Origin of the sequence: Streptomyces tropicalis (genome assembly GCF_029269835.1) — a bacterium.
GTDB classification, from domain to species: Bacteria; Actinomycetota; Actinomycetes; order Streptomycetales; family Streptomycetaceae; genus Streptomyces; species Streptomyces tropicalis.
Genome location: NZ_JARJBB010000001.1, coordinates 20,306 through 39,498 on the forward strand (window position 1 = coordinate 20,306; position 19,193 = coordinate 39,498).

The window sequence follows — 19,193 nt, forward strand, 5'->3', positions numbered from 1 at the left end:
CGCCTCCCCGGTCCCAGGTCCACCCGTTCGGATGACCGGTCCCGCCGGTCCCGCCGCCCGGGCCGGGCGCTACGCCTGCCCGCGCACGCCCCGGGCCAGGTCGGCCGCGAGCGCGCGGACCTCCGCCACGCCGGTCGCCGCGTCGGGGGCGTCGAGCATGCGCTTGACGAAGGCGGAGCCGACGATCACGCCGTCGGCGAAGCCGGCGACCTCGGCGGCCTGAGCCGGGTCGGAGACGCCGAGCCCGACGCAGACCGGCAGGCCGGTGCCGGTGTCGCGGGTCCGCCGCACCAGGTCCCGGGCCTGCGCGCCCACCGACGCGCGCGTGCCGGTGACCCCCATCAGCGAGGCCGCGTAGACGAAGCCGGAGCCCGCGGCGGTGATCTCCGCGAGCCGCTCGTCCCTGCTGCTGGGCGCCACGACGAAGACCGTGGCCAGCCCGTGCTTCTCGGCGTGCTCCCGCCACAGGGCGGACTCCTGGACCGGGAGGTCCGGCAGGATGCAGCCGGCCCCGCCCGCCTCGGCGAGCTCGGCGGTGAAGCGCTCGACGCCGTAGCGGTCGATCGGGTTCCAGTACGTCATGACCAGGACCGGCTTGCCGGTGGCCGCGTGCGCCTCGCGGACGGTGCGCAGCACGTCGGCGATGCGGACGCCGCCGCGCAGGGCGATGTCGTCGGCGGTCTGGATGACGGGGCCGTCGAGGACCGGGTCGCTGTGCGGCAGGCCGACCTCGACGACGTCGGCGCCGCCGTCGAAGGCGGCCTTGACCGCCTCGATGCCGCCGTCCACGGTGGGGAACCCGGCGGGCAGGTACGCGATGAGCGCGGAGCGCCCCTCCGCCCTCGCGGCGGCCAGGGTGTCCGTCAGCAGCTGGATGGTGCCGCTCACTGGGCGTCCCCCTCGATCTCGGCGGCCTCGGTGTCGGCGTCCGCGGCCACGGTGGCGTCGGTGTCGTACAGGCCGAAGTAGCGGGCGGCGGTGTCCATGTCCTTGTCGCCGCGGCCGGAGAGGTTGACCACGATCAGCCCGTCCGCGCCGAGCTCGCGGCCGACCTCCAGGGCGCCGGCCAGGGCGTGGGCGCTCTCGATGGCCGGGATGATGCCCTCGGTGCGCGACAGCAGCCGCAGCGCCTGCATGGCGGCGTCGTCGGTGACGGCCCGGTACTCGCCGCGACCGGAGTCCTTCAGGTAGGAGTGCTCGGGGCCGATGCCCGGGTAGTCCAGACCGGCCGAGATCGAGTACGGCTCGGTGATCTGGCCCTCATCGTCCTGGAGCACGTAGGACCGGGAGCCGTGCAGGATGCCGGGCTCGCCTGCGGTCAGCGTCGCCGCGTGCTCGCCGGTCTCCACGCCGTGCCCGGCGGGCTCGCAGCCGATCAGGCGGACCCCGGCGTCCGGGATGAAGGCGTGGAAGAGGCCGATGGCGTTGGAGCCGCCGCCGACGCAGGCGACGGCGGCGTCGGGCAGCCGGCCTGCGCGCTCCAGGATCTGGCGGCGGGCCTCCACGCCGATGACGCGGTGGAAGTCGCGGACCATGGCCGGGAAGGGGTGCGGGCCGGCCACCGTGCCGAACAGGTAGTGCGTGCGGTCGACGTTGGCGACCCAGTCGCGGAACGCCTCGTTGATGGCGTCCTTCAGGGTGCGGCTGCCGGACTTCACGGCGACGACCTCGGCGCCGAGCATCCGCATCCGGGCCACGTTGAGAGCCTGGCGCCGGGTGTCGATCTCGCCCATGTAGATGGTGCAGTCGAGGCCGAAGAGCGCGCACGCGGTGGCGGTGGCGACGCCGTGCTGGCCGGCGCCGGTCTCGGCGATGACACGGGTCTTGCCCATGCGCTTGGTGAGCAGGGCCTGGCCGAGCACGTTGTTGATCTTGTGCGAGCCGGTGTGGTTCAGGTCCTCGCGCTTGAGGAACACCCGGGCGCCGCCGGCGTGCTCGGCGAAGCGGGGCACCTCGGTGAGCGCGCTGGGCCGCCCCGTGTAGTGGGCGAGCAGGTCGTCGAGCTCGCGGGCGAACTCGGGGTCGGCCTTCGCCTTGTCGTACTCGACGGCGACCTCGTCCACGGCGGCGACGAGCGCCTCCGGGATGAACTTGCCGCCGAACGCGCCGAAGTAGCCCTCGGCGGTGGGGACGCGACCCTCGGGGTCGGGGATGAAGAACTCGCTGGGCATGCGGAAACCTCACGGTGAGTGCGTGGAGAAGACACTGGATCGCCGTGGGGGGCGGGGAGTCGTCGGCCGGCTGCGGCCGTCAGGCGGCGCTCGCGCCGTTCCCCGCGCCCCTGCGGGTCGGCCGCTGCCATCGCATGCCGTTCACCTGGCCCGGTTCGTCACCGATGACGTACCGCACCCGGCGGCCGTGGACCCGGCGCGCGGGCGCACGGCAGCCGCGGGGCCGGCAGCCGCGCGCGAGGCGGGCGTACGGGTCCCTGGCGGGCTCGGTGATCGAGGAGGTCATCTCGCGGACCACTGTACCGGCGCACGGACGCTGCCGCGGCCGACGCGGGGTCAGTCCCGTCCGTGCCGCAGCGCCGGGTGCGCGCCCGCGGCCACCAGGTCGGCGACGGCCGCCTTGGGGTCGCGGCCGGTGACGAGGGACTCGCCGACCAGGACGGCGTCGGCGCCGGTGTTGGCGTAGGCGATGAGGTCGTGGGGGCCGCGGACGCCCGACTCGGCGATCTTGACGATGCTGTCCGGGATCTCCGGCGCGACCCGCTCGAAGGTGTCGCGGTCGACCTCGAGGGTCTTGAGGTTGCGGGCGTTGACGCCGATGACCTTGGCGCCCGCGTCCACCGCGCGCTCCACCTCGTCCTCGTCGTGGACCTCGACGAGCGGGGTGAGGCCGATGGACTCGGCGCGCTCGATCAGCGACTCCAGGGCCGGCTGGTCGAGCGCGGCGACGATCAGCAGGACGAGGTCGGCGCCGTACGCGCGGGCCTCCCACAGCTGGTACGAGGTGACGATGAAGTCCTTGCGCAGCACCGGGATGTCGACCCGGGCCCGCACGGCCTCCAGGTCGGCCAGTGAACCGCCGAAGCGGCGCTGCTCGGTGAGCACGGAGATGACGGCCGCGCCGCCCGCCTCGTAGTCGGCGGCGAGCCCGGCCGGGTCGGCGATGGCGGCCAGCGCGCCCTTGGAGGGGCTGGAGCGCTTGACCTCGCAGATGACCTTGACGCCGTCGCCGCGCAGGGCCGCGACTCCGTCCTTCGCCGCGGGAGCCTTCGCCGCGCGCTCCTTGAGCTCGTCGAGGCTGACGCGCGCCTGCCGCTCCGCGAGGTCGGCACGGACTCCGTCGATGATCTCGTCGAGCACACTCACGCGAGCGGCCCCCTTTCAGACGGTTGACTGTTCCAGCGGGTGGGCCACCGCCGGCCGGCCGCCTCAGGCGGACGAAACCGGTGGTCACTGCGATGGTATCCGGAGGAGGGCGATGGCCTCGCATCCGGTTGACGCCGGTCCCACCACCTGGACGTTCGGCGGACGATCAAGGGGTCAAGGGTGGAGCCAGCCGCCGAAGGGCAGGTTCCGGACCACGGTGAAGACCACCAGCAGGGCGCCGAGGCTCCACAGGGTGACGGGCCCGGGTTCGAAGCGCGGCGGCCGTCCGCGGGCCGCGCCGGCCGTCCACAGGACCCAGAACACGGCGAAGGCCACGAAGCCCGCGGTGGCGGGCGCGTTGTCGCGCAGGGCCCCGAGGAGGTCGCCGTGCACGAAGGCGTGCGCGCTGCGCAGTCCGCCGCAGGCGGGGCAGTACAGGCCGGCGTAGCGCAGCAGCGGGCAGACGGGGTAGTGGCCCGGCTCGTTGGGGTCGACGGCGCCGACGTAGGCGAAGGCCGCGGCGACCGCGGCCAACGTCCCGGCGGGGGCGGCGAGCCGTCCGAGGACGGCCGCGGCTCCGGTCGGCACGCTCCGGACCTGGTGGGTTCCCCCCGGACGGGGGACGGGGGTCCGGCGGCGCGTCACCCTCTGGCTGTCGGCGTTCACGCCTCGCATTCTGCCCGGTGCGGCGCGTACGCGCACGGGCGGGGGCGTGCCGCCGGACGGTGGGCGGGCGCCGGACGGCGTCCGCCCGGTGCCGGCTCCCGCCCGGTACGACGCGGTCAGCCCTCGGCGTGGACCGGCTCGCGGTCCGCGACGACGTGCACCGGGTGCACGTCCTTGGGCTGGCCGAGGCCCATCATGCGCATGACGCCGCCGACCACACCGCCCAGCAGGGTGATCACCATGCCGGCCCAGAAGCCGAGCGGCTGGGCCATCACCATGAAGGCGCCGGCCACGCAGAAACCGATGAAGGCGATGATGACACCGGTCCAGGCGGCCGGGGTGTGACCGTGGCTGCTGCCCGCCATGACTTGCTCCTCGTTGCTGTGGTGTGTCTGAGCCGGACGCTCACGTCCATTGTCCCGTACCCGTCCGCCGCCCGTGAGCGGGGGTCTCTCCCCGCCGCAGCCGCCCGGCCGCGGGCCGCCCGGCCGCGGGCCGGTGCGCGCAGGCGCGGAGCGGCACGCGGGCGTGGTGTGCGGGGCCCGGGGTGGGACGGCCGGGGGGGGAGCCGGTCGGTCCGGGCCTAGGCCGGGTCGGGGCCCGTGGGGTCCTCGCCGCGGTCGAGGGCCTTCCACAGGTCCTCCGGGCGGTCGGGGTCGACCGGCCGGGGCGTGCGGGCGCGGGGCGCCCCGGTGCGCTCGTAGCGGCCGGACATGCCCGGCCAGCGGCCGCCGTAGCGCAGCGCGAGCAGCCCGGCGAGCAGGATCAGGGCCCCGCCCACGGCGGCCACGTAGGGCCAGCCGGTGTGGGTGAGCGCGGTCGCCGTGGCGTCCGTCGTGCCGGACGCCTGGGCCGCCTTGTCGTCCAGGGCGGACCCGTCCGTGGCGCCCATGAGGGCCGCCGCGACCGTGCCGCCGCCGGACAGCGCGAGCAGCGCGGCGACCAGGACCCGGCCGGCCCGGCGGACCGCGAAGACCGCAACGAGCGCGGCCAGGCCGACCACGGCGAGGGCCGCGGGCACGCCGGTGACCTCGCTGCCCTTGGCGGTCAGGGGGAAGGCGCCGCCGGCCACCGTCGCGGTGCCGCCGGCCCAGCGCTGCCGGGACGCCAGCAGCACCACGGCGGCGCCGAGCGCGCCGCACAGCAGGGCGAGGGCGAGGCTCCGCCGGCCGGCCCCGGCGGGTGCGGCGGCTTCGGAACGGGGGTGAGGAACAGCAGTCACGTACTCCACTATCGCCTGATCCCCGGGCGAACCCTCACCCGGGGTTCGCCCGGGCGGCCGCGGAGGCGCGGCCGCCCCGGTGGCTCATGCCCGGCCGAGCCGGTTCGCGGTGTGCACGGCGCGCAGCACGGCCGCCGCCTTGTTGCGGCACTCGGTGTCCTCCGCGACCGGGTCGGAGTCGGCGACGATGCCCGCTCCGGCCTGCACGTAGGCGGTGCCGTCGCGCAGGAGGGCGGTGCGGATGGCGATGGCGGTGTCGGAGTCGCCGGCGAAGTCGAGGTAGCCGACGCAGCCGCCGTACAACCCGCGCCGGGACGGCTCGAGTTCGTCGATGATCTGCATCGCCCGGGGCTTCGGCGCGCCGGACAGGGTGCCGGCCGGGAAGCAGGCCGTCAGGACGTCGAAGGCGGTGCGGTCCGGCGCGACCCGGCCGGTCACGGTCGAGACGATGTGCATGACGTGCGAGTAGCGCTCGACGGACATGAAGTCGACGACCTCGACCGAACCCGGTTCGCAGACCCGGCCGAGGTCGTTGCGTCCGAGGTCGACCAGCATGAGGTGCTCGGCCCGCTCCTTGGGGTCGGCGAGCAGCTCGTCGGCGAGGGCCTGGTCCTCCTGCGGCGTGCCGCCCCGCGGCCGGGTGCCCGCGATGGGGTGCACCATGGCCCGCCCGTCCTCGACCTTCACCAGCGCCTCGGGCGAGGAGCCGACGACGTCGAAGGCCGCCCCGTCGCCGTGCGGGAAGCGGAACAGGTACATGTACGGCGAGGGGTTGGTGGCCCGCAGGACGCGGTAGACGTCCAGCGCACTCGCCGTCAGCGGCGTCTCGAAGCGCTGCGAGGGGACGACCTGGAAGGCCTCGCCCGCGCGGATGCGCTCCTTGATGTCCTCCACGGCCTCCTGGAAGTCGGGCCCGCCCCACAGTGCGGTGTACTCGGGCAGCTCCGACGGCGGCAGGACGGCCGGGGGCTGCGCGACCGGGCGTGACAGGTCCGCCTCCATCGCGTCCAGCCGGGCCACGGCGTCGGCGTACGCCTCGTCGACGCCGGTGTCGAGGTCGTTGTGGTTGATCGCGTTGGCGATCAGCAGGACCGTGCCCTCCCAGTGGTCCAGGACGGCGAGGTCGGAGGTGAGCAGCATGGTCAGCTCGGGCAGCGCCAGGTCGTCGCGCTCGCCGGGGCCGATCCGCTCCAGGCGGCGCACGATGTCGTAGCCGAGGTAGCCGACCATGCCGCCGGTGAAGGGCGGCAGGCCGAGGTCCTGCGCGAGGTCGCGGGGGGTGTGCAGGGCTTCGACGGTGGCGCGCAGCGCGGCCAGCGGGTCGCCCTCGACGGGGACGCCGACCGGCGGGGTGCCCAGCCAGTGGGCGCGGCCGTCCCGCTCGGTGAGGGTGGCGGCGCTCCGGACGCCGACGAAGGAGTAGCGGGACCACGAGCGGCCGTTCTCCGCGGACTCCAGCAGGAAGGTGCCGGGGCGCTCGGCGGCGAGCTTGCGGTACAGCCCGACCGGGGTGTCGCCGTCGGCGAGGAGCTTGCGGGTGACGGGGACCACCCGGCGGTCGGCGGCCAGCTTGCGGAAGGTCTCGAGGTCCATCACGGCCTGCCTCACCGGTCCGTGCCGGAGACGCGCTCGGCGGCGCCGCCGAGCAGCACGTCGGCGTCGAAGCAGGTGCGGGCGCCGGTGTGGCAGGCCGCGCCGACCTGGTCGACCTGGACGAGCAGGGTGTCGGCGTCGCAGTCGAGGGCGACGGACTTCACGTGCTGGACGTGCCCGGAGGTGTCGCCCTTGACCCAGTACTCGCGGCGGCTGCGCGACCAGTAGGTGCAGCGGCCGGTGGTCAGCGTGCGGTGCAGCGCCTCGTCGTCCATCCAGCCGAGCATCAGCACCTCCCCCGTGTCGTACTGCTGGGCGATCGCGGGGACGAGCCCGTCGGCACTGCGCTTGAGGCGCGCGGCGATCTCGGGGGCGAGGCTGCTGGGCGGAGGCGTGCTGCTCATGGGTGCCATTGTGCCGCGTGCGGCACGCCGGTCCCGCGCCCGTCCGCGGTACCGGCCCGGCGGATCCGCCCCCGGCGGGCGGCGCGCGGCCGGCCGGGCCGCGGGTGGGCGGACGCGGTACGTGGTCGTAGGCTGACGTCATGTCGACCTTTGCCCAGCGTGAACGTCTGCTGCTCGCCGACCTCCTGGAGACCGCCGGCCCGGATGCGGAGACCCTCTGCGAGGGGTGGCGGACCCGCGATCTCGCCGCGCACGTGGTGGTGCGCGAGCGCCGCCCGGACGCGGCCGGCGGCTCACTGATCAAGCAGCTCGCGCCGCGCCTCGAGAAGGTGATGGACGAGTACGCGGCCAAGCCCTACGACGAGCTGATCCGGCTGATCCGCACCGGGCCGCCGCGCTTCTCCCCCTTCCAGCTCAAGCAGATCGACGAGGCCGCGAACACCGTCGAGTTCTACGTGCACGCGGAGGACGTGCGCCGCGCCCAGGCCGACTGGGCGCCGCGCGAGCTCGACTCCGTCTTCCAGGACGCGCTGTGGTCGCGCCTGGAGCGCGCCGTCCGGCTGCTGGGCCGGGGCGTGCCGACGGGCCTGGTGCTGCGCCGCCCCGACGGCCAGACGGTGGTCGCCCACAAGGGCACGCCCGTGGTGACGGTGACGGGTGAGCCCTCGGAGCTGCTGATGTTCGCGTTCGGCCGGCAGGACGCGGCGAAGGTCGAGCTGGACGGCGACCAGGACGCGATCACGACGCTGCACGAGACCAGGCAACTGGGGTTCTGACCGGGCCCGAGGGCGGCCCGCACGGGGCCGGGCTCCGGCCCCGTGCCCGGCGGCCGGCGCGAGGACGCCCGCCGGTCCGGGGGTGCGGTCCGGATCCGGGGCGGGTACGCTCCCCGGCCCCCACGCCCCGGCTCGGGGCGGCGGTTCGGCGCCTCGGCGCTCCGGCCGCGCATCGCCCCGGCCGTCACTGCGGCGCCCGGCCCCGGCATCATGCCCCGGCGCTCCTCGGTCCGGCACGAAGTCCGGTGCTCAGCCCGGCAGTTCGGCCCGGCGCAGGGCCCCGGAGCTCAGGGCAAGGGCCGCGCCCGCGGCGCAGAGAGTGGCGCAGGCGGTGAAGACGGGACCGGTCCCCCAGCGTTCGACAGCCGCCCCGACCAGGGGGAAGGTGAGCGGCGCGACGCCGAAGCCGGCCAGGGTGGAGACCGAGGTGACCCGCCCGACGTGCGCGGGGCCGGCCGCCACCTGCACCAGGGCCCCGGCGAGTGCCCCGCCGAGCCCGGCGAGCAGGCCGATCAGCGCGGCCACACAGGTCGCGCCGGCGACGGACGGCACCCGGGCGAGACCGGCGATGGCCACGGCACCGGCGGCCTCGGCGAGGGCCAGCACGAGACCGGGGCGGGGCACCCGTCCGCGCACCGCGACCAGCAGTGACGCGGCCCCGGCGCCGGCGCCGAACCCGGCGAGCACCCAGCCCATCCCCGCCGAACCCCAGCCCCGCTGCTGCGCGAGCAGCGTCAGCCCGAGGTTCATCGGCCCCACGAAGCCGAGGTCGCTGAGCGCGATGACGGCGATCAGCACCCGCAGCACGGGGCTGCCCGCGATCCGGCGGAAGCCGTCACACAGGTCCGCCAGGACGCCGGGACGCCGGACGAGGCCGGCCGGGGGTGGCTCCGCGCCCCGGAGGGTGAGCAGCACCGGCAGCGACCCGCCGATCAGCAGCGCGGCGAGCCCGAAGGCTCCGGCGGTCCCGCCGACGGCGACGCCGAGTCCGCCGACGGGGCCGCCGAGGACGGTGGCGAGCCGGGTGGCCAGACCCCGCATCCCCTGGACCCGGGCGAGCTGGGAGGGGGCGGCGATCCGGGCGGGCAGGGCCCCCGCGGCGGGCAGGAAGACGGCGTCGACGACCCCGAAGACCACCGCGGCGGCGCCCAGCGTCCACAGCCCGGGCCGGGTGGCGAGCAGCAGCAGGGCCGCGGCGAGGACGAGGGCACAGCGGACCGCGCTGCTGCCGAGGACCACCCGGCGCGGGCCGTACCGGTCGGCGACCACTCCCCCGCCGAGCATCAGCAGGGCCCGCGGCAGGGCACCGGCCGCCGTCACGAACCCGGCCTCGGCGGGGGTCCCGGCCTGCACGGCGGCCCAGGACAGGGCGAGGAACCAGACGCTGTCGCCCATCGCGGACGAGGTGTAGGCGCCGAGCCAGCGCAGCACGTTGGGGTCGCGGTGGGCGGGCCGCTCCCCGGCGGGCGCCGGATGCAGGGAGGTGGCGGTCATGGCGGCGGTCCTCTCGGGGCGCGGATCTCGGATCGAGCGGCGTGCGGAGGCGCGGACGCGCGGTGGTGCGGAGGTGCGGTGGCGCGGAGGTGCGGAGGTGCGGAGGTGCGGCGGTGCGGACGCATGGAGACGCCGTGGTGCGGTGGTGGTGCGGTGGTACACGCCGGGTGGTGCGGTGGTACACGCGGATGTGCGCGGGCCGGTGAACGCGGCGGGAGGCAGGGCCCGGGAGCCGGGTGCCGGGCGGGTGCGGCCGCCACCGGGTGCCACGCCCGCGGACGTCGGCCGGGGCGGCGTGAGCGCAAAGGCGCAGGGAGGGGTCAGAGGCGGAACGGGAAGGCGTACGCGTGCACCGCGACGTTCTCCCGGCCGTCGGTGTCGCCGGCCTCGTCGGCCGCCCGGCCGCGCTCCTCCCAGCGGCGGAACAGGGCCTGCATCTCCCGGTCCATGTCGAGCAGTTCCTCCGGGGTCAGGCGGAGCATGGTCTCCATGGACTCGGCGGAGCGGTTCCACTCGGGGCCCCAATGGGCCCGCTGGTCCAGGAAGCTGCGGTACATCTCGGCGCGCTGTTCGAAGAAGAGGCGACTGGCCGCGGTGTGCGCGGCCGCCTTCTCCGGGGCGTCGCGGAAGTCCTCGTCGCGGATGCTCACGCCGTCGGAGGCGGGCTCCCACCACCGCTCCCGGCTGTCCGCGCTGCGCGGTTCGGCCTCCTCGATGAGGCCGAACTCGGCGAGCCTGCGCAGGTGGTAGCTGACCAGGGAGACAGCCTCGTCGACCTGCTCGGCGAGCTGTGAGGCGGTCGCGGCCCGCGCGACGAGCAGCCCGCGGTACAGCCGCATCCGCAGGGGGTGGGCCAGCGCCTTGAGGGTGCCCAGGTCGGTGATGCGGCGGTTCCGCTCCTTGCTGCTCATGCCGTCAGCGTAGATGCGCAGGAAAAGTTGCACAATATTTTTTGCGCAACTTTCCTTGTGCATCTGCCCGCGCAAAGGCCCCGGTCGCTCGGGGCGGCCGGGGCCGGTCACGGCGCGGGACAGGCGCGCGGGGTCAGCGCACGGGGTGGCCCGCCTCCCGCAGGGTCTGCTTCACCTCGCCGATGCGCAGGTCACCGAAGTGGAACACCGAGGCCGCCAGCACCGCGTCCGCGCCGGAGGCGACGGCCGGCGGGAAGTCGGCGAGCTTCCCGGCGCCGCCCGAGGCGATCAGCGGGACGGTGACGTGCTTGCGCACCGCCGCGATCATCTCCAGGTCGTAGCCGTCCCGGGTGCCGTCGGCGTCCATGGAGTTGAGCAGGATCTCGCCGGCGCCCAGCTCGGCCGCCCGGTGCGCCCACTCCACCGCGTCGATGCCGGTGCCCCGGCGACCGCCGTGCGTGGTGACCTCGTAGGAGCCGGGAGCGGTCCGCCGCGCGTCGACGGACAGCACCAGCACCTGCCGGCCGAAGCGCTCGGCGATCTCCCGGATCAGCTCCGGGCGGGCGATCGCCGCGGTGTTCACGCCCACCTTGTCGGCACCCGCCCGCAGCAGCCGGTCCACGTCGTCGGCCGTGCGGACGCCGCCGCCGACCGTCAGCGGGATGAACACCTGCTCGGCGGTGCGGCGCACCACGTCGTAGGTGGTCTCGCGGTTCCCCGAGGAGGCGGTGATGTCGAGGAACGTCAGCTCGTCGGCGCCCTCCGCGTCGTAGACCTTGGCCATCTCGACCGGGTCGCCCGCGTCGCGCAGGTTCTCGAAGTTGACGCCCTTGACGACCCGGCCGTCGTCCACGTCCAGGCAGGGGATGACTCGGACCGCCAGGGTCATGAAGTCGGCTCCTCAGGTCCTCTGAATGCTTCCAGTTCCACTTCGACCAGGATGCGCGGGTCGACGAAGCCCTCCACGACCAGCAGGGTCGCGGCCGGGCGCACCGCGTCGAAGATCTCCTTGTGGGCCCGGCCCACCGCGTCGACGTCCCGCGGATGGGTCAGGTACATCCTGGTCCGGAGCACCGACCCGGGACCGAGTCCGAACTCCGCGATCGCCTCCAGCGCACTGGTGAAGGCGACCTTCGCCTGTTCGTACGGGTCGCCCTCGCCGTAGAGCACCCGGCCCTTGAAGGACGTCGTGCCGCCCACCAGCACGCGGTCCCCGGCCGCCACGGCCCGCGCGAACCCGAAACTCTCCTCCCAGGGACTTCCGCTCTGCACGCGCCGTACGGCTTCGGACGTCATGACGACACAGCCTCCAGGGCCTCTTCCAGGGTGAACGCCTTCGCGTAGAGGGCCTTCCCGACGATGGAGCCCTCGACACCGAGGGGTACCAGCTCGGCGATGGCGCGGAGGTCGTCCAGCGACGACACGCCGCCGGAGGCCACGACCGGGCGGTCGGTGACCGCGCAGACGTTGCGCAGCAGCTCCAGGTTCGGGCCCTGGAGGGTGCCGTCCTTGGCGATGTCGGTGACGACGTAGCGGGCGCAGCCCTCCGCGTCGAGGCGGGCCAGCGTCTCGTAGAGGTCGCCGCCGTCGCGGGTCCAGCCGCGGCCGCGCAGGGTGGTGCCCCGCACGTCGAGGCCGACCGCGATCCGGTCGCCGTGCTCGGCGATGACCTTGGCGACCCACTCCGGGGTCTCCAGGGCGGCGGTGCCGAGGTTCACCCGGGTGCAGCCGGTGGCGAGGGCGGCGGCCAGCGTGGCGTCGTCGCGGATGCCGCCGGACAGCTCCACCTTGATGTCCATGGCGCGGGCGACCTCGGCGATCAGCGCGCGGTTGTCCCCGGTGCCGAACGCGGCGTCCAGGTCGACCAGGTGGAGCCACTCGGCACCGGAGCGCTGCCAGGCCAGGGCGGCCTCCAGCGGGGAGCCGTAGGAGGTCTCCGTGCCGGACTCGCCGTGCACGAGGCGGACGGCCTGGCCGTCACGGACGTCGACGGCGGGGAGGAGTTCGAGCGTGGCCATGTCTCTACAGGGTTCCGATCCAGTTGGTGAGCAGCTGCGCGCCGGCGTCGCCGGACTTCTCGGGGTGGAACTGCGTGGCCCACAGGGCGCCGTTCTCCACGGCGGCGACGAAGGGCTCGCCGTGCGTCGCCCAGGTGACCCGGGGGGCCCGCAGCGTCGGGTTGTGGGTGTCGAGCTGCCAGTCGTGGACGGCGTAGGAGTGCACGAAGTAGTAGCGCGCGTCGGCGTCCAGGCCGGCGAACAGCTCGGAGTCGGCCGGTGCCTCGACGGTGTTCCAGCCCATGTGGGGCACGACGTCGGCCTGCAGCGGCCCGACGGTGCCGGGCCACTCGTCCAGGCCCTCCGCCTCGACGCCGTGCTCGATGCCCCGCGCGAACAGGATCTGCATGCCGACGCAGATGCCCATGACAGGGCGCCCGCCGGCCAGCCGCCGGTCGATCACCCAGTCGCCGCGGGCGGCCTTCAGGCCCTGCATGCAGGCGGCGAAGGCGCCGACGCCGGGCACCAGCAGCCCGTCGGCGTTCATGGCCCGGTCGAAGTCACGGGTGATCTCGACGTCGGCGCCCGCGCGGGCGAGGGCGCGCTCGGCGGAGCGGACGTTGCCGAAGCCGTAGTCGAAGACGACGACGCTCTTCGCGCTGCTCAATTCCACACCTCCAGCCGCATGACCCCGGCGACGAGGCACATGGCCGCGCCGATGGAGAGCAGCACGATGAGGCTGGTGGGCATCTTCTGCTTGGCGAAGGAGACGATCCCGCCGACCAGGAAGAGGCCGACGAAGATCAGTACGGTGGACAGGCCGTTCATGGGACTACAGGGCGCCCTTCGTCGACGGGAGGATGCCGGCGGCGCGCGGATCGCGCTCGCTGGCGTAGCGGAGCGCCCGGGCGAGCGCCTTGAACTGGCACTCCACGATGTGGTGCGCGTTGCGCCCGTAGGGCACGTGCACGTGGAGCGCGATCCGGGCCTGGGCGACGAAGGACTCCAGGATGTGCCGGGTCATCGTGGTGTCGTACTCGCCGATCATCGGCGCCATCCGCTCGGGCTCGGTGTGCACGAGGTAGGGGCGGCCGGAGAGGTCGACGGTGACCTGGGCGAGGGACTCGTCCAGCGGGACCGTGCAGTTGCCGAAGCGGTAGATGCCCACCTTGTCGCCGAGCGCCTGCCGGAAGGCGGCGCCGAGCGCGAGGGCGGTGTCCTCGATGGTGTGGTGGGAGTCGATGTGCAGGTCGCCGTCGGTCTTCACGGTGAGGTCGAACAGGCCGTGGCGGCCGAGCTGGTCGAGCATGTGGTCGTAGAAGCCGACGCCGGTGGCGATGTCGGTGCGCCCGGTGCCGTCGAGGTCGATCTCGACCAGGACCGAGGTCTCCTTGGTGGTGCGCTCGATTCTTCCGATGCGACCCTCGCGAGTCATGCGCTCTGCTCCTTCTTCAGTTCACGGACCGCGTCGAGGAACGCGTCGTTCTCCTCCGGGGTGCCGGCGGTGACCCGCAGCCATCCCGGCACTCCGTTGTCGCGGACCAGCACGCCCCGGTCGAGGATCTGCCGCCAGACCGCGTGGGAGTCGGCGAACCGTCCGAACTGGACGAAGTTCGCGTCCGACTCGGTGACGTCGTAGCCGAGTCCGCGCAGCTCGCCGACGAGGCGGTCCCGCTCGGCCTTCAGCTGCTCGACGTACTTCAGCAGCGTGCCGGTGTGCTCCAGGGCGGCCAGCGCGGTCGCCTGGGTGACCGCCGAGAGGTGGTACGGCAGCCGGACGAGCTGGACGGCGTCGACCACGGCCGGGTGCGCGGCCAGGTAGCCCAGGCGCAGGCCGGCGGCGCCGAACGCCTTGGACATGGTGCGGGAGATCACCAGGTTCGGGCGGCCGTCGAGCAGCGGCAGCAGCGACGCGCCGTGGCTGAACTCGACGTAGGCCTCGTCCACGACCACCATCGACGGCTTCGCCGCCTGCGCGGCCTCGTACAGGGCGAGGACCGTCCCGGCCGGGACGGCGTTGCCGGTGGGGTTGTTGGGGGTGGTGACGAAGACGACGTCCGGGCGGTGCTCGGCGATCGCCCGCTCGGCGGCGGCGAGGTCGATGGTGAAGTCGTCGTTGCGGGGACCGGAGATCCAGCCGGTGCCGGTGCCGCGCGCGATGAGCGCGTGCATCGAGTACGACGGCTCGAAGCCGATGGCCGTGCGGCCGGGCCCGCCGAAGGTCTGCAGCAGCTGCTGGATGACCTCGTTGGAGCCGTTGGCCGCCCAGACGTTCTCCCGGCCGAGGGGGTGCTTCCCGGTCGTCGTCAGGTACTCGGCGAGCCGGGTGCGCAGCTCCACCGCGTCCCGGTCCGGGTAGCGGTTGAGGTGGCGGGCCGCCTCGCGCACCCGCTCGGTGATCCGCTCGACCAGCGGCTCGGGCAGCGGGTACGGGTTCTCGTTGGTGTTCAGCCGTACGGGGACGTCCAGTTGGGGCGCTCCGTAGGGGGACTTGCCGCGCAGCTCGTCCCGTACGGGGAGGTCGTCGATTCCGAAGTTCACTTGCTCGCCGGTACCTTCCAGCCGAACCTGGCCTTGATCGCCGCGCCGTGCGCCGGCAGGTCCTCCGCCTCCGCCAGCGTCACCACGTGGTGGGCGACCTCGGCGAGCGCGTCCCGGGTGTAGTCCACGATGTGGATGCCGCGCAGGAAGGACTGGACGGACAGGCCCGAGGAGTGGCAGGCGCAGCCGCCGGTCGGGAGGACGTGGTTGGATCCGGCCGCGTAGTCGCCGAGGGAGACGGGGGCCCAGGGGCCGATGAAGACCGCGCCGGCGTTGCGCACCCGGTCGGCGACGGCGGCCGCGTCGGCGGTCTGGATCTCCAGGTGCTCCGCGCCGTAGGCGTCGACCACGCGCAGGCCCTCGTCGACGCCGTCGACCAGGACGATCGCGGACTGCCGGCCGGCCAGCGCCGGGCGGATCCGGTCCTCGACGTGCTTGGTCGCCTCGACCTGCGGGGCCAGTTCCTTCTCCACCGCGTCCGCGAGGTCCACGGAGTCGGTGACCAGGACGGCGGCGGCCAGCGGGTCGTGCTCGGCCTGGCTGATCAGGTCGGAGGCCACGTGCACCGGGTCGGCGGTGGCGTCGGCGAGGATCGCGATCTCGGTGGGGCCGGCCTCGGCGTCGATGCCGATGCGGCCGGTGAAGTGGCGCTTGGCGGCCGCGACCCAGATGTTGCCGGGGCCGGTGACCATGTTCGCCGGCGGGCAGGACTCGGTGCCGTGGGCGAACATCGCGACGGCCTGGGCGCCGCCCGCCGCGTACACCTCGTCGACGCCGAGCAGGGCGCAGGCGGCGAGGATCGTCGGGTGCGGCAGGCCGCCGAACTCGGCCTGGGGCGGCGAGGCGAGCGCGATCGACGCGACGCCGGCCTCCTGGGCGGGCACCGCGTTCATGATGACGGAGGAGGGGTAGACCGAACGGCCGCCGGGCGCGTAGAGCCCGACCCGGTCGACGGGCACCCACTTCTCGGTCACCGAGCCGCCGGGCACCACCTGGGTGGTGTGCGGGGCGCGCCGCTGCTCGCGGTGGACCAGGCGGGCCCGCCGGACGGACTCCTCCATCGCAGCGCGCACGGCCGGGTCGAGCTGCTCCAGCGCCTCCTTCAGGGCGTGGGCCGGGACCCGCACCGACTCCAGGCGGACGCCGTCGAAGCGCTCGGCGAAGTCGATCAGCGCCGCGTCGCCACGATGATGCACGGCCTCGCAGATCGGGCGCACCTTCTCCAGGGCGGCCGCGACGTCGAAGTCGGCTCGGGGCAGCAGGTCGCGCAGGGCGGGGCCCTCGGGGAGGGCGTCGCCGCGCAGATCGATTCGGGAGATCACGGTTCCAATTCTCTCAGACCGCCGTCGGGCACCGTCCGCCCGTATCAATGGCTGATACAGAACCCTGCCCGTTCGTGATACGGCCCCGCGCCGCAACCCGGAAGATCCCCTTCACGTCTTGTGTTCAGACCGTCACGCACCGGGCATGAACGGTTGTACGAAACCGGCGGGTAGCCGGGGAGGAAGGGAAGCGACGTGACCGAGGAGGCCGCTTTCCGCGACGGGGACCTGCCGGACGACCTGACCGCCGCCGAGGCGGGCATGTGGCAGGCGTTCCGCAACGGCAGCGTGTACGACCTGCGCAGCGGTGACGGGGTGGTCGACGATCCGCACGGCGGGCATCCCTGGGGACCGGAGCGGACCGTGCGGGCGCGCATCGTGTGCTGGCTGCTCCTGGACGGCCCTCCGGCGCTGGCCGGGCGGGTGTCGTCGCTGAAGCTGACCGGGGTGCAGATCGCCGGCGTGCTGGACCTCGCGGGCGGCGCGGTCGTGCCGTACGTGGAGCTGACCGGCTGCCGGTTCGAGCAGGAGGTGCTGCTGCCGGAGGCGCACTTCACGACCGTGCGGCTGGTGGACTGCTCGGTGCCGCGGCTGGAGGCCGCCCGGGTGCACACGGAGGGGGACCTGCATCTGCCGCGCTGCCGGTTCCACGGCGGGGTGCGGCTCACCGACGCGCACATCGGCACGGACCTGCTGCTCAGCCAGGCCGTCGTGCACCGGGACCGCAACGGCCGGTCGATCGCGGCGGACGGCATGACCGTCGGCCAGGACCTCACCGCGGAGTTGCTGGAGTCGTACGGCGAGCTGAGCCTGCGCAGCGCGAAGGTCGGCGTGTCGCTCAGCCTGCGCGGCGCCCGGCTCGCCGGCCCGGCCGCCCGACCGGCCCTGAACGCGCCGCAGCTGACCGTGGAGCGCTCGCTGTACCTGACCCCGGCGGGCGTGGGCAATCCGCTGCTGAGCGGGGTGACCCCGGCCCGCGGGACGCGGATCCAACCGTTCGAGAGCCGGGGCGGGGTGCGGCTGGACGACGGGCGCTTCGGCGACGCGGTGGACCTGGAGCGGGCCCGGTTCGCCCTCGGCGACGACCAGGAGCTGTCGCTGCGCCGGGTGCAGACGCCGGAGCTGCGCTTCCTCGGCGAGCGGCCGCAGCGCGGCCGGGTGGTGCTGTCCGGCGCCCGGATCGTGAACCTGGTCGACCGGGCGGACAGCTGGCCCGGCGCGGGCCGCCTGCACATGGGCGGCTTCGCCTACGAGAACCTGGTGCCGCAGGGCCCCTTCCCGCTGACCGAGCGGCTCGACTGGGTGGCCGCGGCGACCGCGGAGTACAACCCGGAGCCCTACGAGCGGCTGGCCGCGGTACTGCGCGCGGCGGGCGAGGACGAGGACGCGCGCGAGGTGCTGCTGGCCAAGCAGCGCCGGCGCCGCGAGACGCTGCCGCTCGCCGCGAAGTCCTGGGGTTACGTGCAGGACTGGACGGTCGCCTACGGGTACCGGCCGGGGCGGGCCGCGGTGTGGATGGCCGTGCTGTGGGCGGCCGGCACGCTCGCCTTCGCCCGGGCCTCCCACCCCCCGGTCAACCCCGACGGGCACCCGGAGTGGAACCCGGCCCTGTTCGCCCTCGACCTGCTCCTGCCCGTGATCGACCTCGGGCAGGTGGGCCAGTGGCAGCTGCGCGGGATCTGGCAGTGGCTGAGCGCGGCGATGATCCTGCTCGGCTGGATCCTGGCGACGACGGTGGCGGCGGGCGCGACCCGGCTGCTGCGCCGCGGCTGAGCCCGGCGTACCGCATTTGTCCTGTGATTCCGCCCATCGGGCACAGGGTCAGGACAGGGCGGAACAGTCACCCTTTACCAGCCCTTGACCGGTCGGCGCACAACTTTCCGCCGGTTCGGCGTTCCCCCTGGCGCGTCCCCGACCTGCGGTCTTTCAATGGTCGACACCATGGCTCTGCTGCCCCCGTTCATCCGCGCGGCCCGGACCCCGTCCGCCGCCGCCCGCCACGTCGCCGACGAGGTGCTCCTCGACGCGCCCGACGCCCGCCTGGCCCCCGTCCTGGTCGCGGCGGCACGAGGCGACCACGGGCCCGCCGCCGCGCTGCTCGCCGAGACCCGGGGGCGGGCCGAGTGGGAGGACCGCGACCGGTACGTGACCCGGCTCGCCGCCTTCGCCCGCTCCCGCAGCGAGTGGCTGGAGACCTGGCGCGCGGCCGCACCGCACGACCCCGACACGCTGCTGGTCGCCGCGCAGCTCGCAGTGGACCGGGCCTGGCCCTCCCCCGCGCGGGCCGAGCTGCTGCGCGGGGTGAGCCCGCTGATCACGGCGGCCGCACGCGGCGACGGCCGCGACCCGGTGCCGTGGCGCCTGGCCCTGGACCACGCCCGGGGCTCGCGCGCCGGGCACCGCTACGTCGAGGAGCTGTGGGAGGCCGCGGTCCGCCGCGCCCCGCACCACTACGGCTGCCATGTCGCGGCCCTGCGGTACCTGGCGTCCTCCTGGCACGGCTCGCACCACGAGTGCTTCGACTTCGCCGACCTCGCCGCGCAGGACGCGCCGCCCGACTCGCTCGTCCAGGCGCTCCCGGCGCGCACGGCCTTCTCCTACCTGACCGACGGCTGCGGCCCCCGGGTGCCGCGCGCCCGGCTGGACGCGGCGGCGGACCGCGCCGTCGCCCTGTCCGCCCGGTTCCCGGCCGCCGACCCGTGGCCGGCGGAGGTGCGCAACCTGCTGGCGTACGTGCTGGCGCGGCTCGGGCGGCTGGAGGACGCGCGGGGACAGCTGCTGCTCATCGGCCCCCACGCCACCTCCTTCCCCTGGGACCGGGTGTCCGACGACCCGCTCGGGCTGTTCCTGCGGCTGCGCGAGGACGTCCGTGCGGCCCCTCTGGCGCCCTCGGGGCACCCCCGGGAAGGGCGCGGCGGTCGGGCCCGCGCCGGCGACCATTAGGCTTTTG

General features: G+C 74.6%; 22 protein-coding genes. 3 read left to right on the forward strand and 19 right to left on the reverse strand.

The window, feature by feature from the left end:
- Positions 1 to 69 precede the first annotated feature (69 nt).
- The 9 genes from trpA to hisI form a co-directional block, all read right to left on the reverse strand.
- Positions 70 to 888, reverse strand: coding sequence for a tryptophan synthase subunit alpha (trpA, locus tag P3H78_RS00080; RefSeq protein ID WP_276106601.1), 819 nt, complete (start codon positions 886 to 888; stop codon positions 70 to 72).
- Positions 885 to 2,171 carry a tryptophan synthase subunit beta gene (gene trpB / locus P3H78_RS00085; protein WP_276106602.1) on the reverse strand — a complete coding sequence of 429 codons (1,287 nt, stop codon included), beginning with the start codon at positions 2,169 to 2,171 and terminating at the stop codon, positions 885 to 887. Before trpB ends, trpA begins: the two co-directional genes overlap by 4 nt.
- Positions 2,172 to 2,250: 79 nt before the next feature.
- On the reverse strand, positions 2,251 to 2,457 hold the full coding sequence (trpM, locus tag P3H78_RS00090) for a tryptophan biosynthesis modulator TrpM (protein WP_276106603.1): 207 nt from the start codon (positions 2,455 to 2,457) through the stop codon (positions 2,251 to 2,253).
- A gap of 50 nt (positions 2,458 to 2,507) precedes the next feature.
- Positions 2,508 to 3,317 carry an indole-3-glycerol phosphate synthase TrpC gene (trpC, locus tag P3H78_RS00095; protein ID WP_276106604.1) on the reverse strand — a complete coding sequence of 270 codons (810 nt, stop codon included), beginning with the start codon at positions 3,315 to 3,317 and terminating at the stop codon, positions 2,508 to 2,510.
- 174 nt (positions 3,318 to 3,491) lie between these two features.
- Positions 3,492 to 3,992 carry a DUF2752 domain-containing protein gene (locus tag P3H78_RS00100; RefSeq protein WP_276106605.1) on the reverse strand — a complete coding sequence of 167 codons (501 nt, stop codon included), beginning with the start codon at positions 3,990 to 3,992 and terminating at the stop codon, positions 3,492 to 3,494.
- 107 nt (positions 3,993 to 4,099) lie between these two features.
- Positions 4,100 to 4,348: an HGxxPAAW family protein gene (locus P3H78_RS00105; RefSeq protein ID WP_276106606.1), complete on the reverse strand. Its 249-nt coding sequence runs from the start codon at positions 4,346 to 4,348 to the stop codon at positions 4,100 to 4,102.
- Between the two features lie 218 nt (positions 4,349 to 4,566).
- The gene (locus tag P3H78_RS00110) at positions 4,567 to 5,214 is read right to left on the reverse strand and encodes a TIGR02234 family membrane protein (RefSeq protein WP_276106607.1); all 648 of its coding nucleotides are present in this window, start codon (positions 5,212 to 5,214) and stop codon (positions 4,567 to 4,569) included.
- A gap of 75 nt (positions 5,215 to 5,289) precedes the next feature.
- Positions 5,290 to 6,798: an anthranilate synthase component I gene (locus P3H78_RS00115; protein ID WP_276106608.1), complete on the reverse strand. Its 1,509-nt coding sequence runs from the start codon at positions 6,796 to 6,798 to the stop codon at positions 5,290 to 5,292.
- Positions 6,799 to 6,809: 11 nt separating this feature from the next.
- Positions 6,810 to 7,202: a phosphoribosyl-AMP cyclohydrolase gene (gene hisI, locus P3H78_RS00120; protein WP_276106609.1), complete on the reverse strand. Its 393-nt coding sequence runs from the start codon at positions 7,200 to 7,202 to the stop codon at positions 6,810 to 6,812.
- Positions 7,203 to 7,342: 140 nt separating this feature from the next.
- Here hisI and P3H78_RS00125 point away from each other — a divergent pair, with 140 nt between their 5' ends.
- Entirely contained in the window at positions 7,343 to 7,978 is a 636-nt protein-coding gene (locus tag P3H78_RS00125) for a TIGR03085 family metal-binding protein (protein WP_276106610.1), read from the forward strand.
- A 249-nt stretch (positions 7,979 to 8,227) separates the two neighbouring features.
- Here P3H78_RS00125 and P3H78_RS00130 read toward each other — a convergent pair whose 3' ends face one another.
- From P3H78_RS00130 to hisD, 10 genes are all read right to left on the reverse strand, one after another.
- Complete coding sequence (locus tag P3H78_RS00130) at positions 8,228 to 9,472, reverse strand: MFS transporter (RefSeq protein ID WP_276106611.1); 1,245 nt, start codon at positions 9,470 to 9,472, stop codon at positions 8,228 to 8,230.
- Between the two features lie 320 nt (positions 9,473 to 9,792).
- On the reverse strand, positions 9,793 to 10,383 hold the full coding sequence (locus P3H78_RS00135) for an ArsR/SmtB family transcription factor (protein WP_276106612.1): 591 nt from the start codon (positions 10,381 to 10,383) through the stop codon (positions 9,793 to 9,795).
- Positions 10,384 to 10,516: 133 nt separating this feature from the next.
- Complete coding sequence (hisF, locus tag P3H78_RS00140) at positions 10,517 to 11,272, reverse strand: imidazole glycerol phosphate synthase subunit HisF (RefSeq protein ID WP_276106613.1); 756 nt, start codon at positions 11,270 to 11,272, stop codon at positions 10,517 to 10,519.
- Positions 11,269 to 11,679 (reverse strand): RidA family protein, encoded by a 411-nt coding sequence (locus P3H78_RS00145; RefSeq protein WP_276106614.1) that lies wholly within the window; start codon positions 11,677 to 11,679, stop codon positions 11,269 to 11,271. The genes hisF and P3H78_RS00145 overlap by 4 nt, the downstream gene beginning before the upstream one ends.
- The gene (priA, locus tag P3H78_RS00150; RefSeq protein ID WP_276106615.1) at positions 11,676 to 12,401 is read right to left on the reverse strand and encodes a bifunctional 1-(5-phosphoribosyl)-5-((5-phosphoribosylamino)methylideneamino)imidazole-4-carboxamide isomerase/phosphoribosylanthranilate isomerase PriA; all 726 of its coding nucleotides are present in this window, start codon (positions 12,399 to 12,401) and stop codon (positions 11,676 to 11,678) included. Before priA ends, P3H78_RS00145 begins: the two co-directional genes overlap by 4 nt.
- Positions 12,402 to 12,405: 4 nt before the next feature.
- Complete coding sequence (gene hisH / locus P3H78_RS00155) at positions 12,406 to 13,053, reverse strand: imidazole glycerol phosphate synthase subunit HisH (RefSeq protein WP_276106616.1); 648 nt, start codon at positions 13,051 to 13,053, stop codon at positions 12,406 to 12,408.
- The gene (locus tag P3H78_RS00160; RefSeq protein WP_276106617.1) at positions 13,044 to 13,208 is read right to left on the reverse strand and encodes a CG2302 family histidine operon protein; all 165 of its coding nucleotides are present in this window, start codon (positions 13,206 to 13,208) and stop codon (positions 13,044 to 13,046) included. Before P3H78_RS00160 ends, hisH begins: the two co-directional genes overlap by 10 nt.
- 4 nt (positions 13,209 to 13,212) lie before the next feature.
- Positions 13,213 to 13,815 (reverse strand): imidazoleglycerol-phosphate dehydratase HisB, encoded by a 603-nt coding sequence (gene hisB, locus P3H78_RS00165; protein WP_276106618.1) that lies wholly within the window; start codon positions 13,813 to 13,815, stop codon positions 13,213 to 13,215.
- On the reverse strand, positions 13,812 to 14,921 hold the full coding sequence (locus P3H78_RS00170; RefSeq protein ID WP_276106619.1) for a histidinol-phosphate transaminase: 1,110 nt from the start codon (positions 14,919 to 14,921) through the stop codon (positions 13,812 to 13,814). Before P3H78_RS00170 ends, hisB begins: the two co-directional genes overlap by 4 nt.
- Positions 14,918 to 16,243 (reverse strand): histidinol dehydrogenase, encoded by a 1,326-nt coding sequence (gene hisD / locus P3H78_RS00175; RefSeq protein ID WP_276106620.1) that lies wholly within the window; start codon positions 16,241 to 16,243, stop codon positions 14,918 to 14,920. The genes P3H78_RS00170 and hisD overlap by 4 nt, the downstream gene beginning before the upstream one ends.
- A gap of 195 nt (positions 16,244 to 16,438) precedes the next feature.
- Between hisD and P3H78_RS00180 the strand changes: the two genes are divergently transcribed.
- Together P3H78_RS00180 and P3H78_RS00185 are read left to right on the forward strand one after the other, a co-directional pair.
- A complete protein-coding gene (locus P3H78_RS00180; protein WP_276106621.1) occupies positions 16,439 to 18,016 on the forward strand; it encodes an oxidoreductase in 1,578 nt (525 codons plus the stop codon).
- 156 nt (positions 18,017 to 18,172) lie between these two features.
- The gene (locus tag P3H78_RS00185; RefSeq protein WP_276106622.1) at positions 18,173 to 19,186 is read left to right on the forward strand and encodes a hypothetical protein; all 1,014 of its coding nucleotides are present in this window, start codon (positions 18,173 to 18,175) and stop codon (positions 19,184 to 19,186) included.
- The last annotated feature ends 7 nt before the right edge of the window (positions 19,187 to 19,193 follow it).